Annotated in this window: 13 protein-coding genes; 4 read left to right on the forward strand and 9 right to left on the reverse strand. The window is 74.5% G+C overall.

Going from position 1 to position 15,153, the window contains the following annotated elements; all coding sequences use genetic code 11:
• Positions 1-83 precede the first annotated feature (83 nt).
• Together D7193_RS03760 and D7193_RS03765 are read right to left on the reverse strand one after the other, a co-directional pair.
• Entirely contained in the window at positions 84-587 is a 504-nt protein-coding gene (locus D7193_RS03760) for a DUF1990 family protein (protein WP_120777947.1), read from the reverse strand.
• Positions 588-637: 50 nt separating this feature from the next.
• Positions 638-850 carry a hypothetical protein gene (locus D7193_RS03765; protein WP_120777948.1) on the reverse strand — a complete coding sequence of 71 codons (213 nt, stop codon included), beginning with the start codon at positions 848-850 and terminating at the stop codon, positions 638-640.
• A gap of 134 nt (positions 851-984) precedes the next feature.
• Here D7193_RS03765 and D7193_RS03770 point away from each other — a divergent pair, with 134 nt between their 5' ends.
• The 3 genes from D7193_RS03770 to D7193_RS03780 are packed head-to-tail and all read left to right on the forward strand — an operon-like array spanning position 985 to position 4,240.
• Positions 985-2,100, forward strand: coding sequence for an ATP-dependent DNA ligase (locus D7193_RS03770; protein ID WP_120777949.1), 1,116 nt, complete (start codon positions 985-987; stop codon positions 2,098-2,100).
• Positions 2,101-2,154: 54 nt separating this feature from the next.
• A complete protein-coding gene (locus D7193_RS03775; protein ID WP_241562896.1) occupies positions 2,155-3,729 on the forward strand; it encodes an alpha/beta hydrolase in 1,575 nt (524 codons plus the stop codon).
• A gap of 58 nt (positions 3,730-3,787) precedes the next feature.
• On the forward strand, positions 3,788-4,240 hold the full coding sequence (locus D7193_RS03780) for a GNAT family N-acetyltransferase (protein ID WP_120777951.1): 453 nt from the start codon (positions 3,788-3,790) through the stop codon (positions 4,238-4,240).
• A 137-nt stretch (positions 4,241-4,377) separates the two neighbouring features.
• Here the strand turns inward: D7193_RS03780 and D7193_RS03785 are convergent, their stop codons facing one another.
• The 5 genes from D7193_RS03785 to ligD all read right to left on the reverse strand — a co-directional run bounded on the left by D7193_RS03785 (position 4,378) and on the right by ligD (position 13,197).
• Positions 4,378-5,181 carry an ABC transporter ATP-binding protein gene (locus D7193_RS03785; RefSeq protein WP_120777952.1) on the reverse strand — a complete coding sequence of 268 codons (804 nt, stop codon included), beginning with the start codon at positions 5,179-5,181 and terminating at the stop codon, positions 4,378-4,380.
• Entirely contained in the window at positions 5,178-6,173 is a 996-nt protein-coding gene (locus D7193_RS03790) for an ABC transporter ATP-binding protein (RefSeq protein ID WP_120777953.1), read from the reverse strand. The genes D7193_RS03785 and D7193_RS03790 overlap by 4 nt, the downstream gene beginning before the upstream one ends.
• A 1-nt stretch (position 6,174) precedes the next feature.
• Positions 6,175-8,868 (reverse strand): FtsX-like permease family protein, encoded by a 2,694-nt coding sequence (locus D7193_RS03795; protein ID WP_120777954.1) that lies wholly within the window; start codon positions 8,866-8,868, stop codon positions 6,175-6,177.
• Positions 8,865-12,059: an FtsX-like permease family protein gene (locus D7193_RS03800; RefSeq protein ID WP_120777955.1), complete on the reverse strand. Its 3,195-nt coding sequence runs from the start codon at positions 12,057-12,059 to the stop codon at positions 8,865-8,867. Before D7193_RS03800 ends, D7193_RS03795 begins: the two co-directional genes overlap by 4 nt.
• Positions 12,060-12,168: 109 nt before the next feature.
• A complete protein-coding gene (gene ligD, locus D7193_RS03805; protein ID WP_120777956.1) occupies positions 12,169-13,197 on the reverse strand; it encodes a non-homologous end-joining DNA ligase in 1,029 nt (342 codons plus the stop codon).
• A 47-nt stretch (positions 13,198-13,244) separates the two neighbouring features.
• Here ligD and msrB point away from each other — a divergent pair, with 47 nt between their 5' ends.
• Complete coding sequence (msrB, locus tag D7193_RS03810; protein WP_120777957.1) at positions 13,245-13,649, forward strand: peptide-methionine (R)-S-oxide reductase MsrB; 405 nt, start codon at positions 13,245-13,247, stop codon at positions 13,647-13,649.
• 78 nt (positions 13,650-13,727) lie between these two features.
• On the opposite strand, the gene D7193_RS03815 is transcribed toward msrB, so the two are convergent.
• Entirely contained in the window at positions 13,728-14,315 is a 588-nt protein-coding gene (locus D7193_RS03815; protein WP_120777958.1) for a DUF305 domain-containing protein, read from the reverse strand.
• Positions 14,316-14,388: 73 nt separating this feature from the next.
• Positions 14,389-15,129 carry a lytic polysaccharide monooxygenase gene (locus tag D7193_RS03820; protein WP_120777959.1) on the reverse strand — a complete coding sequence of 247 codons (741 nt, stop codon included), beginning with the start codon at positions 15,127-15,129 and terminating at the stop codon, positions 14,389-14,391.
• Positions 15,130-15,153: the final 24 nt, after the last annotated feature.

A 15,153-nucleotide genomic window follows, 5' to 3' on the forward strand; every position in this document is an offset into this window, starting at 1 on the left:
CGGTCGCATCGCGTCGTCGGCCGGCCCGCGCGGTCGCATCGCCCGTCGGCCCGGCCGGCGGCCCGCCGGTGCGGGGGGTCCGGTCAGCTCCGCGCGCAGAGCCGGCGCAGGGTCCGCCCGAGCCACCAGGCGTACGCCTGCTGGAAACCCCGCCCGAACGGCCCGGCCAGCCGCATGAGCCACCCCGCCGGCCGGCTGAACGCGACGACCTCGAACCAGACGTGCCCGGCGTCGTCGTGGCTCACCACGAACGCCTCCTCGCCCCGCGCGGGATGCCCGGGCAGCGTGCCGTACCCGAAGCCGATCCGCCGCGCGTCGTCGGCGGCCCACACCACCTCGCACGGCGCCCACAGCCGCAGCCGGCCGACGCCCAGCCCCGACGTCACCCGCACGCCCGGGGCGGCGCGGTCCGCGTCCGCCTCCATCCGGATCCCCGCGGCGCGGTGCAGCCGCCAGCCGAGCACCGCCGCGCCGGCGGACCGGTAGCACCCGTCGGGCAGGCGGACCCGGTGCCGTACGTGCCGCCAGCCGGCCGGCAGCTCGCCGGCGCGGGTGGCGCCGACGTGCGGGTAGGTCAGTGCGGGCATCCGGGCACCTCCGCGGTCGTCTGCGGCCAGCGTACGGACGGCGGCCGGGCTCAGGCGGCCTCGCGGAGGTCGGCGAGGGTGAGCGTGGTGTGCCGGCGCAGCAGGTCCTCCAGCTCGCCGACCGAGCCGACCTCGCCGAGCACGTTCTTGCCGCCGCCGAACTCCCGGGGATAGCGGTGCGCCAGCCGGTAGCGGTAGCGGCCGCGGATCAGCTCGACGCTGACCCGGTAGCGCCCGCAGCAGGCGCAGATCCACTCCGACACCCCGCGAAAGTAGCTCTGACCTGCGGTTTTCCGATTCGCACGGTAGGGACGAGCGGGACGGCGGCGGACACGACGCCCGCAGGCCGGCGGTGATCTGCCTCACCGTGTCGGGGGCGTCTGGTTGACTGGTCGCCGTGGAGCTGCCGATCAATCCCCCGGTCGAGCCGATGCTGGCCAAGAGTGTCCCGCAGATTCCCACCGCGCCCGGGATGACGTACGAGCCGAAGTGGGACGGCTTCCGGTGCATCATCTTCCGCGACGGCGACGAGGTGGAGCTGGCCAGCCGGGGCGGCAAGATGATGACCCGCTACTTCCCCGAGGTCGTCGAGCAGGCCCGCAAGCAGCTGCCGGAGCGCTGCGCGGTCGACGGCGAGCTCATCGTGATCCGGCGGGACGGGCCGGGCGGGCAGCCACGGCTCGACTTCGAGATGCTGGGCCAGCGCATCCACCCGGCCGCGTCCCGGGTGAAGCTGCTGGCCGAGACCACGCCGGCCGACTTCGTGGCGTTCGACCTGCTGGCCATCGACGACGAGGCGCTGGTCGACCAGCCCTACCCGCAGCGCCGGGCCCGCCTCGAGGCCGCGCTGGCCGGGGTACGCCCGCCGGTGCACGTCACCCCGATCACCACCGATCCGGAGACGGCGCACCGCTGGTTCGACGTCTTCGAGGGCGCCGGCCTGGACGGGCTGATCGTCAAGCCGGCCGACCTGCCCTACGAGCCGGGCAAGCGGCTGATGTTCAAGGTCAAGCACGCCCGCACCGCCGACGTGGTGGTGGCCGGTTTCCGCTGGCACAAGTCCGGTCCGGTGGTCGGCTCCCTGCTGCTCGGCCTCTACGACGACGACGGCGTGCTGCACCACGTGGGCGTGAGCGCGTCGTTCAGCATGGCGCGGCGGAAGGAGCTGCTCGACGAGCTGGCCCCCTACCGCGACACCGGCGGCGAGCACCCGTGGGTGCACGGCGACCACGAGCGCGGGCAGCGCATCCCGGGCGGGGTCAGCCGGTGGACCGGCACGAAGAACCTGGAGTGGGAGCCGGTGCGCCCCGAGCTGGTGCTGGAGGTCGGCTACGACGCGATGGAGGGCGACCGGTTCCGGCACACCGCGCAGTTCGTGCGCTGGCGGCCCGACCGCGATCCCCGCTCCTGCCGCTACGACCAGCTGGACCGGCCCGTGCGCTTCGACGTCGACCAGGTGCTGCGCGGCGACCCGACGGCTACCGTCGAACCGGCCGCCGGCGGCCCGGCGTAGCCTGGCGGCGAGACGATCACGGAGGGCCCACTCGTGTCCCGCACCGCCGACCGGATCCGCCGGGTCCGCCGCACCCTCGCCGGTTTCGCCGTCGCCGCCCTGCTCACCGCCGGCTGCACGCTGCCGGCGTTCGCACCGAGCACCGAGTCCGGCAGCGCGACCGACGGCCCGGCCGCCGCGGCGGGCACCACACCGACCTGGCGCCCCTGCCCGGAGGTGGCCGACGAGCTGGTCGGGCGCGGCGCGCCGGACATGCGCTACGAGTGCGCCCGGATCGCCGTGCCCCGCAACTGGGGCACCGGCACCGGCGCCACGACGGGCCCTGGCGCGGGGCAGACCTTCGAGATCTCCCTGCTGCGGGCCCGGTCGACGAAACAGCACGACCGGATCGGCTCGCTGGTGCTCAACCCGGGCGGCCCCGGCGGCTCCGGGGTGGACACGGCCGTCTACCTCTCGTTCGGGCCGACGTTCGGCGGGCTGCCCGCCTCGGTGACCGAGCGGTTCGACATCGTCGGCTTCGACCCGCGCGGCGTCGCCCGGTCCAGCCCCGTGAAGTGCATCCCCGACGCCGACCTGGACGCCAGCTTCGGCTACGACCCCGACCCGCGCAGCCAGGAGTCGTTCGACGGCTTCGTGGCGCTGAACCGGCGCGTCGGGCAGGGCTGCGGCGAAAAGTACGGCGACCAGCTGGCCCTCTACGGCACCGAGCAGGCCGCCCGGGACATGGACGCGGTCCGCGCCGCGGTCGGCGACGAGAAGTTGACCTACCTCGGCTACTCGTACGGCACGCTGCTCGGCGCCACGTACGCCCAGCTCTACCCGCAGCGGGTGCGGGCGCTCGTGCTCGACGGCGCTGTCGACCCGAAGCAGGGCCTGGTGGCCGGCTCGGAGAGCCAGGCCAAGGGCTTCGAGCGCGCCTTCGGCAACTTCACCCGCTGGTGTGCGGCGAACGCGGGGCGCTGCCCGATCGCGCCCGACGCGCGGGCCGCCGTGATGTCGGCGATCGACAAGGCACGGGTCTCACCGGCACGCGGATCGGACGGACGGGAGGCGACCGCCGGCTGGGTGTTCTACGCGATCATCTCCTCGCTCTACACGGAGACCGGCTGGCAGGAGCTGGCCCGCGCGATCGACCGGCTGGAGGGCGGCGACCCGACGGAGGTGTTCCGGCTCGCGGACGCGTACGCCGGCCGGGGCGACGACGGCCGCTACTCCAACCTGTTCGACGCCAACCTCGCGGTCAACTGCGCCGACGAGGACGAGAAGCCGAGCCTCGCGCGGATCCGCCAGTTGCAGTCCGAGTGGCGGCAGAAATACCCGCTGTTCGGGCCGGCGCTGGCCGTGGGCATGCTCGCCTGCGTCGAGTGGCCCGGCGGGCGCGACCCGTACCCGACGGGGGCGGCCGTCGGCGCGCCGCCGATCGTGGTGGTGGGCACCACCGGCGACCCGGCCACCCCGTACGAGCAGACGGGCGCGCTCGCGTCGATGCTCGGCGTCGGCCGGGTGCTCACCTGGGAGGGCGAGGGCCACACCGCCTACCCGCAGACCGCGTGCATCACCGACGCGGTCGACGCGTACGTGGTCGACCTGACGGTTCCCCGCGAGGGCCTGCGCTGCCCCGCCCGCTGACCGGGCGCGTCCACACGGTCCCGCCCATCGGCGGCGGTCGGTGTGCCAGGCTCACCGCATGGCTGACGTGATCTTCCGGGAGGCGGTCCGGGCGGACCTGCCCGCCATCCTCACCCTGCTGGCCGACGACGTCCTGGGCAGGTCGCGGGACGTGACCACGGTCGACGAGGCGTACGAGAAGGCGTTCGCGGACGTGACCACCGACCCGCGCAACCACCTGATCGTGGCCGACGAGGGCGGGGACGTCGTGGGCTGCCTCCAGATCACGTACATCCCGGGGCTGGGCCGGCACGGCGCCGAACGGTCGCTGATCGAGGCGGTGCGGATCCGCTCCGACCGGCGCGGCCAGGGGCTGGGCCGGCAGCTGATGACGTGGGCGATCGACCAGGCCCGGCAGCGGGGCTGCGCGCTGGTGCAGCTCACCACCGACAAGTCCCGCCAGGACGCACACCGCTTCTACCGCAACCTCGGCTTCGTAGCCAGCCACGAAGGAATGAAGCTCCCCCTCTAGTCCCCGCCCTTGACCCCGTCGATCATGCAGTTGTGGTGCCCCGCAAAAGCCGTTAACCGGCACAAAGAGCCAACCACAACTGCATGATCGACGGGCGGGAGGGGCGGGCGCGGCCAAGGACGGTGGGTGGGGCCTGGTCAGGGGGTTAGCAGGCGGCCGTCGCGGAGCGTCAGGGCCCGGTCGGCCAGCTCGATCAGGTTGAGGTCGTGGGTGGCGACCAGGATGGTGGTGCCGCGCGCCTGCACCACCGCCCGGAGCAGGTCCATGATCGAGCGGCCGGTCTCCGAGTCGAGCTGGCCGGTCGGCTCGTCGGCGATCAGCAGGTCGGGGTCGTTGGCGAGGGCACGGGCCACCGCCACCCGCTGCTGCTGCCCGCCGGAGAGCTCGTACGGCCGCTGTGCCGCGTGCCCACCGAGCCCGACCAGTTCGAGCAGCATGGCGACCCGCTCCTCCCGCTCGGCGGGCGGCACCTTCGCCAGCCGCAGCGGCACGCCGACGTTCTCGGCGGCGGAGAGGATCGGCACCAGACCGAACGTCTGGAAGATGAAGCCGACGGTGCCGCGCCGCAGCCGGAGCAGTTCCTTCTCCCCCGCGGCCGTCACATCGTGCCCGGCCACCATCACGCGGCCGCTGTCCGGACGGTCCAGGCCACCGATCAGGTTGAGCAGCGTGGTCTTGCCGGCACCGGACCGGCCTCGGACGGCGAGCAGCTCACCCCGCACCGCGGTGAACGACACGTCGCGGACCGCGTGCACGGCGTGCTCGCCACGGCCGAAGGTCCGGCTGACTCCCTCGACCCGGACCACCTCTTCAACCGACCGCGTGCCGGTCGTGCCGACCGAACCACCAGCCGTCGTGCCGACCAGACCACCAGCCGCCGTGCCGTCCCGGCCACCCGCCGAGCCGTCGACCTGACCGACCGTCCCGCCCCACCCGTTCATGCCTCTGCCTTCCCCTCGCCACGGGACTGCTCGCCCGGCCGCACCTCCACGTGGTCCGGCTCCAGGTTGAGCCGGACCCGGTCCCGCAACTCCAGCGCCTCCACGAACGCGGCCGGCAGCTGCATCCGGCCGGTCCGGTCGAGCACCGCGTACTCCTCGCTCACCAGCTCGGTGCTGCCGTCCGCGCCGATGCGGGCGGTCCGGCGTACCTCCGAGGCGGTCCGGCCGTCGCGGATCGCGACGGTCCGACGGACCTGGGTGGCGACCGCCTGGTCGTGGGTCACGACGACGACGGTGACGCCCAGCTCGGCGTTGATGGTGCGCAGCGCAGCGAAGACGTCCGCGCCGGTGGCCTCGTCCAGCTCGCCGGTCGGCTCGTCGGCGAAGAGCACCTCCGGGTCGTTCGCCACCGCCACAGCCACCGCGCAGCGCTGCTGCTCGCCGCCGCTGAGCTGGCCGGGCCGCCGATCCGCGCAGTAGCCGACGCCGACCATCTCCAGCAGCTCCCGGGCCCGCTCACGTCGCGCCCGGCCACCACGCCGGCCGGCCAGCTGCATCGGCAGCTCCACGTTCTCCAACGCGGTCAGGTACGGCATCAGGTTGCGTCCGGTCTGCTGCCAGACGAAGCCGACCGTCTTGCGCCGGTAGCTCAGCCGCCGCTTCACGGAGAGGTTGAGCAGGTCGTATCCGGCGACCCGGGCGATACCGGCGGTCGGGGTGTCCAGCCCGGAGAGGATGTTGAGCAGGGTGGACTTGCCGGACCCGGAGGCACCGACGATCGCCACCAGCTCACCCCGGTCGATGACCAGGTCGAGCCCCTGGAGGGCGACCACCTCCACTCCCTCGGTCTTGAAGATGCGGACCAGCCCGTCGCAGACGATGTGTCCACGCAGCCGGTCCCGGCCGCCGGCCCGCTCGGCCGCGCGCTGCGCGGCCCGCTTCTGAAGGTCGGCCAGGTCCGGCACGACCGGTGTCGCCGCGGTAGCGGTCATCTCAGCTCTCCTCTCCGAGCCGGAGCACCTCACCGAGGCGCAGCCGGCGGTTGTTCAGGGCCTCTATGGCGACCGCGAAGCCCAGGGCGAGCGCCCCGAGCGCGACGACCGCGGCCACCAGGCCCGGTTCGAACGCCACCCGGACGGGCATGCCGCTGGTGAAGGCGGACAGGCCGAGCAGCGGCGTGAGCAGCAGCGGCAGCAGCGCACCCACGAAAGCGCCGGTGAACACCGCGACGCCGACGAGCGGCGTCAGCTCGACCAGGAGCAGGCCCCGCCACTGCCGGCGGGACAGGCCGAGCGTACGCAGCCGGGACAGCACCTGCCCGCGGGCGCGGGCACCGGCCAGCACGGTGAACGCGATGGCGAGCAGCCCCAGCAGGGTCCCGCCGGCCGCCCCGGAGACGAAGCCGAACGCCAACAGACCGTTGGCCCCGCCCTCGCCGACCCGTTGCCGACTCGTCGCCCAGGTCTGCACCTCCGCGCCGCGCGGCCGCTCGCCGCCCGTCACGACGCCGCCGCTCTGATATCGCTGCTGTCCCTCGTCGGCGGTCCGACGCAGCGCCTCGGTGTCCAGGTCGTCGCCAGCCACCACGAAACCGGTCGGCACCGCGACCGTGCGCCGGTCCGGCAACGCCTGCAGCGGCAGCACGACGAACCGCTCGGTTCCCGGCGTCACCAGCGGAAAGCTCTCCACCGTCTCGGCCACCCGGAACTCGTACCGCTGGCCCTGCAGGGAGAGGAACGCCGACCCGGCCAGGCCGGCCCGGGTGAGGTCGGTCGCGACGGCCGGTGAGACCAGCGCGGGCAGGGGCCCGTCACCCGCCTCGGCGCGCATCGCCGGGGGGAGGGACAGCTCCCGTCCGGCCGTCCTGCCGACCCGGGCCAGGGCCGGGCCGTCGACCGCCAGCACGCTCACCTGGTTGATTCCGGCGTCGAGGCCGGCGATGCTACGCGCCGGCCGCTGCCCTGGTTCGCTGGCCAGCGCCGCCACCGCCCGCACACCGGGCAGACCGCTCAGGGCGTCCGCCGTGTCGGGGGCCAGCCGTTCCCCCGTGATCAGGGCGTCGCCCGGAACTCGCTCGCTCGCGGCCCGGTCCCGGCTGGCTTCGATCCCCGAGGAGACGACCGCGCAGAAGCCCGCGGTGGCGATCGCCAGCACCACCACGACCAGCGGGGTGGACACCACGGAGCGGCCGGCGCGGGCGGTGCCGAGGAACGCGACACTGCCCCGGGCCCGCGCCGCGAGCCGGCTGACCAGCTGCAGCGGCCACGGGTACGCGCGTAGCACCAGCACCGCGACCGCCACCGCGAGCAGGACCGGCACCGCCACCAGCAGCGGGTCCACCTCACCCAGGGTCAGGCCACGTCGGCGCAGAAGCACCACCGCGAGCCCGGCCAGAACCAGCAGTGACGACTCCACGGTGAGCCGCCGCGCGGACGGACGCAGCCGGACCAGGTCGCGGCGACCGACACCGCCGGGCGTGGCGAGGGCGGCAAGGGGCAGGGCCAGGGCGACCAGCGCGGTCGCCACCACGGCGTACGGCACGGTGGTGCCGGGGGCGCCGGGCACGAGCGTCCCCAGCAGCCAACCGATGGCCGCGGCCGGGGCGGCCACCAGCAGCGATTCGGCGAGGGTCCGCCGGGCCACCGTGGTCGATCCGCCGCCGCGCGCCCGCAACAGGGCGAACTCGTCACGGCGACGGCGCGCGGCCAGTCCGGCGGCGAGGAGCACCAGACCGGCCAGCGTGGCGAGCACGCCGGCGGCGATCACCGCGAGCAGCGTACGGGCCGAGGCGAGCGCGTCCCGGAACTCCCGCAGTGGCACGTCCGCCCCCTGCACGACCTTCAGACCGGCCGGCGCTGTCTGGGCCAGACGCTGCAGCTCGTCGATCGTGGCGTCCAGCCGTGTGGCGTCGACCGCGTCGCCGCTGATCCGGTACCGCCAGCTGTGCGTGAGCCACACCCCGTCGGCTGCCTGGTGGTCCAACGCGCTGATGGTGGTCAGCCCGACGGCGATGAACGGCTGACCGTCGCCCTGCGGCTCGGCCGCCCGCAGCAGCTGCGGCAGGCTGTCCCAGACCCCGTCGGACTGGTCGTTCGGGGTGAAGATCCCCACCACGACCACCGAGGCGGGGGGAACCCCGCTGTCCGGCAGGGCGAGCCGCAGCTCGCTGCCGACGCGCAGGTCCAGCTTCCGGGCCGTGTCCGCGCTGAGCGCGATCTGCGTGGGCTCGTCGCGCGGTACCTCGTCCGCCGGCCAGCGCCCGTCGGCCAGCGTGGCGGCGTCCGGGACCGCGGGCATGGCCCGCAGGGCGAGGTCGACCAGTATGTTGTTCCGCTTCAGGTCCGGTCCGGTCAACCGGCCCATCGGGCTGTCGGCGACGTACCACCGCTCCGACACCGCGTGCCGGACCTGGGCCGGCATCGTCTCCTGGAGGACGTCCAGTCTGCTCTGGCCGGCGTGTGCGTTGGACGGGACCGTGCTTCCCGCGTCCTGCGCGATCGTGTACGTGATGTCGCGCCGCGCCGGCAACTGCTGGGCCATGTGCTCCCGCAGCCCTTGCTCGGTGAGCCGGTTCGTGATCCGGGGCACGCCGCTGATCAGCAGCGTGATGACCAGTGTCAGGACTCCGAGGAGCAGGAACTGCCCCCCGTACGCCCGGATCCGGCGGACGACCGCGCCGATGCTCACCGTTCTCCCCCGATCCGCAGCTGTGCCGCAGACACCCGCTGCCGGATGCCGACGGCGATGAAGGTGCTGGCGGCGAGCGCCGCCAGCAGCAGGCCGACCGCGGTCAGGCCGATCGGCAACCACGGCAGCGTGAAGACCGCCTCGGGCACCGGCCGGCCGGCGGCCGGCGTGAGGATCACCAGGGGCGCCATGGTGGCGCCGACCGCCGCGCCGAGCAGCAGCCCCACTCCGACGCCGATACCGGCCAGGAAGGTCTGTTCGGCGAGCAGCGCCCGGGCCAGCAGCCGGGGGGTCGCGCCGAGCGTGTGCAGCACCGTGTACTCGGGCAGCCGGCGTCGGGCGGTGGCCCAGACGTCGACCAGGAGACCGACCAGGGCGAGCAGCACGGAGCCCAACGCCGCGGCGAGCAGGCCGACGTGGGCGCCCCGCCAGTACGGGTCCTCCGCCGCCGCCTCTGCCACCTGCCGGCGGTCGAGGACGGTGATCCCGGACAGCCCGGCGGCGGCCTGGGCCGCCTCCCCGCCGGCCACCGAGTCGACCCACCATTCCGATGTCGGCCGGATCGTCCCGCTGTCCCGGATCAGCCAGTCGACCGCCGCCGGGAGATCCAGCAGCACGCCGTCACCGGCTGTTCCGGGGATCGCCTCCACCTCGTCGATGAGTTTCACCGGCAGCGTGGCGCCGGAGAGCGCCAGGTCCACGGTGTCGCCGATCTGCAAACTCAGCTCTTCCCGAACCCGCGGGGTCATGAGGGCCGGTACGGGCGTCTGCTCGCCCTCGGGCACCACGGCGAACCTCGACGAAGGCTGGAAGGCGAACCGTCCGCCCGGGAGGGTGGTCGCGGACCGGTCGGCGGCGATGCTGGTGCCTGTCGTGTCGGCCCGTCGCGGCACGTCGCTCTCCGCGACGCGGAGCACCCAGGTGTCGCTGAGGTTGGTCGGCTCTGTCGATCCGTCCGCACCGACCAGCCGCAGGTCGCTTATCCGCAGCCGGTAGATGGTTCCCGCCGTGTCGCCGCCGTCGGCCTCGAAGCCGGCCAGCCGCAACGGTACGCCGGCGTCAGGTAGTTCGACATCGAACCGTACGGCGCGGCCGTCGCTGCCGGCGGTCGCCGCCGGCATTCGCCAGGCGTGCCCGTTCGAGCTGGTCACCAGCAGCGACACGGCGACCTGGAAGGTGCGCTCCGCTCGATCGACGGGGGTGCGGAGGACGCCGGTGATCTTCTTGGTGCCGGCTGGCAGGTCGAGCCCGGCCGCGGTGCTGCGCGCGTCGACCATGCGTTGGTAGAGCCGCGACACCGGTTCGTCGGCCAACCGGTCGTTGAGACGCACCGTGCCGGCCGCATTGGCCGTGTCGAGGCTGAGCACGGTGACCGGGAGGTTGGCGCGGCCGATCCGTACCTCGTCCCGCCAGGCCGGCAGGGCCCGGTCGACGCCGGGCAACGCCGCGAGCTGACCGGCCCGGTCGAGCGGGGCAACGCCGTTGCGCTCGGTCAGGCGCAGGTCGGCGCCGACCGTGTGGTCGGCCTGATCGACCTGGGAGCGTTCGCCGGTGGCCACCAGCGACCAGGCGAGAGTGCTGCCGCCGACGGCGAGCGCGAGCAGCAGCACCGGACCGGCGTGCGGACGCCGGCCGGCCTGCCACATGCCGAACATGGTCGCGGTCCACGGCCGCCGGTCCACGAACCGTTCGGCGAACCGGGTGGCCGGCGGCAGCAGCCGCAGCGCCACGACCGCGCCGGCGAGCACGCCCAGCGTCGGCGCCGCGACCAGCAGCGGGTCGATGCCGAGCTGACCGCCGGCCCCGGCCAGCGGTGAGGCGTACTGGTGCAGCTGCACCCAGGCGAGCACGGCGAGGACGACCAGCACCAGGTCGACGCTGGCACGTTGGACAGCCACGCCCCGTGTCGGCCGCGAACGGGCGGCCATGTCGGCGACGTACGTTCCGGCGCCGCGCAGAGTGGGAGCGACCATCGCCACCAGGCAACCCAGGGCGGCGGCCGCGGCGGCCGCCCAGAGCAGGCCACTGGCGCCGGAGGCGACGCTGGCGTTCGCGCCGACCGGCCGCAGGTGCCGCAGCGCCTCCGCGGCGGCCAGCGGGCCGAGCAGCGCGGCCGGGGCGACCACCAGGGTCGCCTCCCGGGCGGCGAGTCCGGCGAGTTGCCGGCGCGCCGCTCCGCGGGCGCGCAGCAGGGCGTTCTGCGCCCGGCGATCCTCGTGCAGCAGCGCGGCGACCAGCACCAACGCGTACCCGCCGAGCACCACGATGAGCAGCAGCGGGGTGGTGAGCGCGGATCGGCCCACCAGGTCGGCCCGGCTGATCCGGTCCAGCAGGTGGTCGATCCGGGTGACGGTCTGAGCGGACGAGCCGAGGTCCGCCGCAGCCGGCAGGTCGGCCGCGGCGTCGACGGCGGCCTGCCGGACCGACGACACTCGGGACGGCTCGACGGTGGTGAGGTCCGGCTCGACCATCCAGGAGGCGGAGACGGAGCCCGGGAAGGTCGCGTCGAAGTCCTCGGGGTCGAGCACGAAGGGGCCGTACGACGTGCCCGAGGTGGCGGCCGCGTCGCCGCTGCCCGTGCCGACGCCCGGCGCGAGTCGCCAGTACGGGGCTCCCGGGTCGTGGGGCCGCCAGGTGCCGGCGAGCACCACCGCCTCGTTCCGTTCCGTCCGGCGGTCCCGCAGCGGCACCCGCTCGCCCGGTTCGAGCCCGAGCGCCGCGGCGACCTTCTCCGGCAGCGTCACCTGCGTGGGCCGGGCACCCGGCACCGGCCACGCGCCGGCGACCAGGTCGGCGTGCCCGGCCAGGTTCTCCAGCGTCGACAGGTTGGCGAAGACCGGGTCCCCGCCGGGGCGGACCGCCGGGCCGAGGTCCCCGGTCAGCTCCCGGCCGGTGCCGTACCGGGCGGCGGCGACGGCGACCCGCGCATCCCCGAGACCGTGGGCGAACTCGTCGCGGACCTTCCGGTCGCGGATCGCGAACTCGTCGGCGTCGGCCCCGGCCGATCCGCTGACCAGCAGGCTCCGCTCCTCCGCCGAGGCGGCCGCCACCAGTGCACGCTGCCCCGCGTCCACCGCTCGGCGGTTGTACTCGGAGAGACCGGTCACGAGCGCCACCGCTACCAGCGCGGCGATCAACGCGGCCGCCAGCAGCCCCCGCGCCTCGCGGGCCCGCCTCCACACCAGCTTCATCCGATGCCCTCCCCTGGCCCCCGTCGGGCCGAACGACCAGGGAAAGCGGTCAACCGAGGAGAAAGGTTCCGCCCGTTACTTGATCGTTACCGAGGGAATCGGGTGGGCGTCAGCGGGGGCGGTCGCGGTCCCGCGAGGGTTGGACCCGCTTCGGCTCGCCGGGCATCTTCGGGTGGTCCGGCGGGTAGGGCATGTCGCCCTGGCCTGCGGCGGCGTCCCGCTCCGCCCAGTCGAGCAATGGCGTGATGTCCCACGACTCGTCGTCGATGCCCGCGTGCGCGTCGCCCCGCTCGGCGAGCCGGGCCGGCACCGTGGCCAGGTCGAAGTCGTCCGGGTCGACGTCGGGCAGCTCGTCCCAGGTCACCGGCGTGGAGACGGTGGCCCGCGCGTTGGCGCGCAGCGAGTACGCGCAGGCGATGGTGCGGTCGCGGGCCATCTGGTTGAAGTCGACGAAGACGCGGGCGCCGCGCTCCTCCTTCCACCACGACGTGGTGACCAGATCGGGCCGGCGCCGTTCCAGCTCGCGGGCGAGCGCGATGGTCGCCCGGCGCACCTCCACGAACGTCCAGCGGGGCTGGATGCGCAGGTAGACGTGCACGCCCCGGCCGCCGGACGTCTTCGGCCAGCCGGCGACGCCCAGCTCGTCGAGGAGGCCACGCAGCTCGCCGGCGGCCTCGGCGGCGTGCGCGAAGTCGGTGCCCGGCTGGGGGTCGAGGTCGACGCGCAGCTCGTCGGGGCGGTCGGGGTCGGCGGCGCGCACCGGCCACGGGTGGAAGACCACGGTGCCCATCTGCGCGGCCCACGCCACGTGGGCCAGGTCGACCGGCCGCAGCTCCGCGGCCGTACGCCCGCTGGGGAAGGTGATCTCGGCGGTGGCCACCCAGGGCGGCACGCCCCGGGTCGGCACCCGCTTGGAGAAGAACGCCTCGCCCTCGACGCCCTCGGGGAAGCGCTGCAGGGTGGTGGGCCGGTCGCGCAGGGCGCGCAGGATCCCGTCGCCCACGGACAGGTAGTAGTGGAAGACGTCGCCCTTCGTGAAACCCCGCTGCGGGAAGATCACCCGGTCCGGGCTCGTCAGCCGTACGGTGTGCCCGGCCACCTCGATCTCGGTGACCGTCGCCTTCGTGGAGCCGCCCATCAGGCGACCATATGCGACGCCTCCGACGTCCGGCGTACCGTTGACGGGTGAGTCTCGACGACACCGATCTGCCCCGCACCGAGGACGAGTGGCGGGTCCGGCTGACCCCGGAGGAGTTCCGGGTCCTGCGGGAGGCCGGCACCGAGCGCCCCTGGACGGGCGAGTACGTGAACACCAAGACCCACGGGGTCTACCACTGCCGGGCCTGCGGCCTGGAGCTCTTCTCCAGCGACACCAAGTTCGACTCGCACTGCGGCTGGCCCAGCTTCGACGACGCCATCCCGGGGCGCGTCCGGGAGATCGAGGACCGCACCCACGGCATGGTCCGCACGGAGATCCGCTGCGCCCGGTGCGACAGCCACCTCGGGCACGTCTTCCGGGGCGAGGGCTTCACCGCGAAGGACACCCGGCACTGCGTCAACTCCCTGTCCATCCGGCTGGAACCGCGCTGACGCGCCGGTAGCCGGAGGCGCCCCCCACCTGCCGCGCCGACCAGCGGCCGGCCCGTCACCGGTCGTGGTCGGCGACGCTCACCGGGACGGCGCCGGCGACGCCGTGAGGAGGCCCACCTCGGCGGTACGCGACTGCTCGATCCGCCGGGCGAGGTCGCGTACCCGCTCGTCGGTGCCGGCGCTCAGGTGCGCCCGGGCCAGGTCGGCGGCCGCCCGTTGGTGCTCGGCGAGCACCTCCCGCAGCACCGCGTCCACCTGGGCGCCGGTGGCCTCGCGCAACCGGTCCAGATCGGCGGCGGAGACGCCGTGGCCGGAGTGGTCGTGCCGCCGGCGCGCCTCGTCCGGCGCCTGGCTCGCGGCGTCCAGCCAGGCGCGTACGGTGGCCAGTTCGTCGGTCTCGGTCACGTCGATCGCGGCGACCAGCGTGTGCAGGTCCGGGTCGACGATCCGGCCGCGGGCCGAGCGCACGATCTCGAGGGTCTGCTCGGTGTGCGCCGCCATCATCGTCAGGAAGAGCAGGTCGATGCCGCTCAGCGCGGCCGGGGCGGAGCCGCCGGGCGCGGGAACCGGCCGCGCCGCGGGGGGCGCGGACGGCGCCGGGCCGGGTGCGCAGCCGGCGGCGAGCAGCAGGGCGGCGAGCGCGGCCACCACGGGCGTGCGGGTCATGCCGGCCTCCGGTGTCGGGCCGAGGGGGTACGGGGGGCGCGGCCCGCTGGCGGGACGGACCGCGCCCGTACGGTCAGACCTGGCTCCACAGCGCCGGCACGTTCGGCGGCTCCCAGCCGGCGATGGCGGTGTGCGCCTGGCGGCAGACGTAGGTCGAACCGCCGTACGTGACCTGGTCGCCGACCTGGTAGGCCCGGCCCACGGTCCAGGTGCCACCGGTCGGCGGCGGCGTGGTGGGGCTGGTGGTGGGCGTCGGGCGCGGGGTGGGCGAGGTGGTCGGGGTCGGGGTGGGCCCCGGCCCGCCGCCGCCGATCTGCAGGTCGATGCAGGAGTAGAACGCGTTGGCGGTGTCGGAGATGTTCCAGATGGCGAGGACCTTCTGCCGGCCGGAGTAGCCGCCGAAGTTCACGGTGTGCGTGACGGTCGCCCCGGGCTGCTGGCCGTTGCCGTTGAAGACCGCGACGCGGGTGTTGCCGATGTAGTACTCCCAGTTGCTGGTGGCGTGCCGGGCGGTGTTGACCCAGGTGAACGTCACCGTGCTGCCCACCGAGGTGGCCGGCCAGCCCCGGCTGTCGTCGTTGAGGACGGCGAAGTGGGCGATGTTCGCGTGGCAGTTGCGCAGGCCCTTGGGCCCCTCGACGCTCTGCGGCTCGTACTTGATCTGACCGCAGTCGGGGACCCGGTTCTGGGCGCAGAGCGCCTGGCGGCTGGGCGGCGACGAGACGTAGCCGTGCGCCTGCGCGGGTGCGGCGACGGCGAGCGACGTCAGGACGGCGCCCGCCGCCATGATCGGGACGATGATTCTTCGACGCATGGTGGCACCTCCACGGCCGGATGA

Origin of the sequence: Micromonospora costi (assembly GCF_003626655.1) — a bacterium.
Taxonomy (GTDB): Bacteria; Actinomycetota; Actinomycetes; order Mycobacteriales; family Micromonosporaceae; genus Micromonospora; species Micromonospora costi.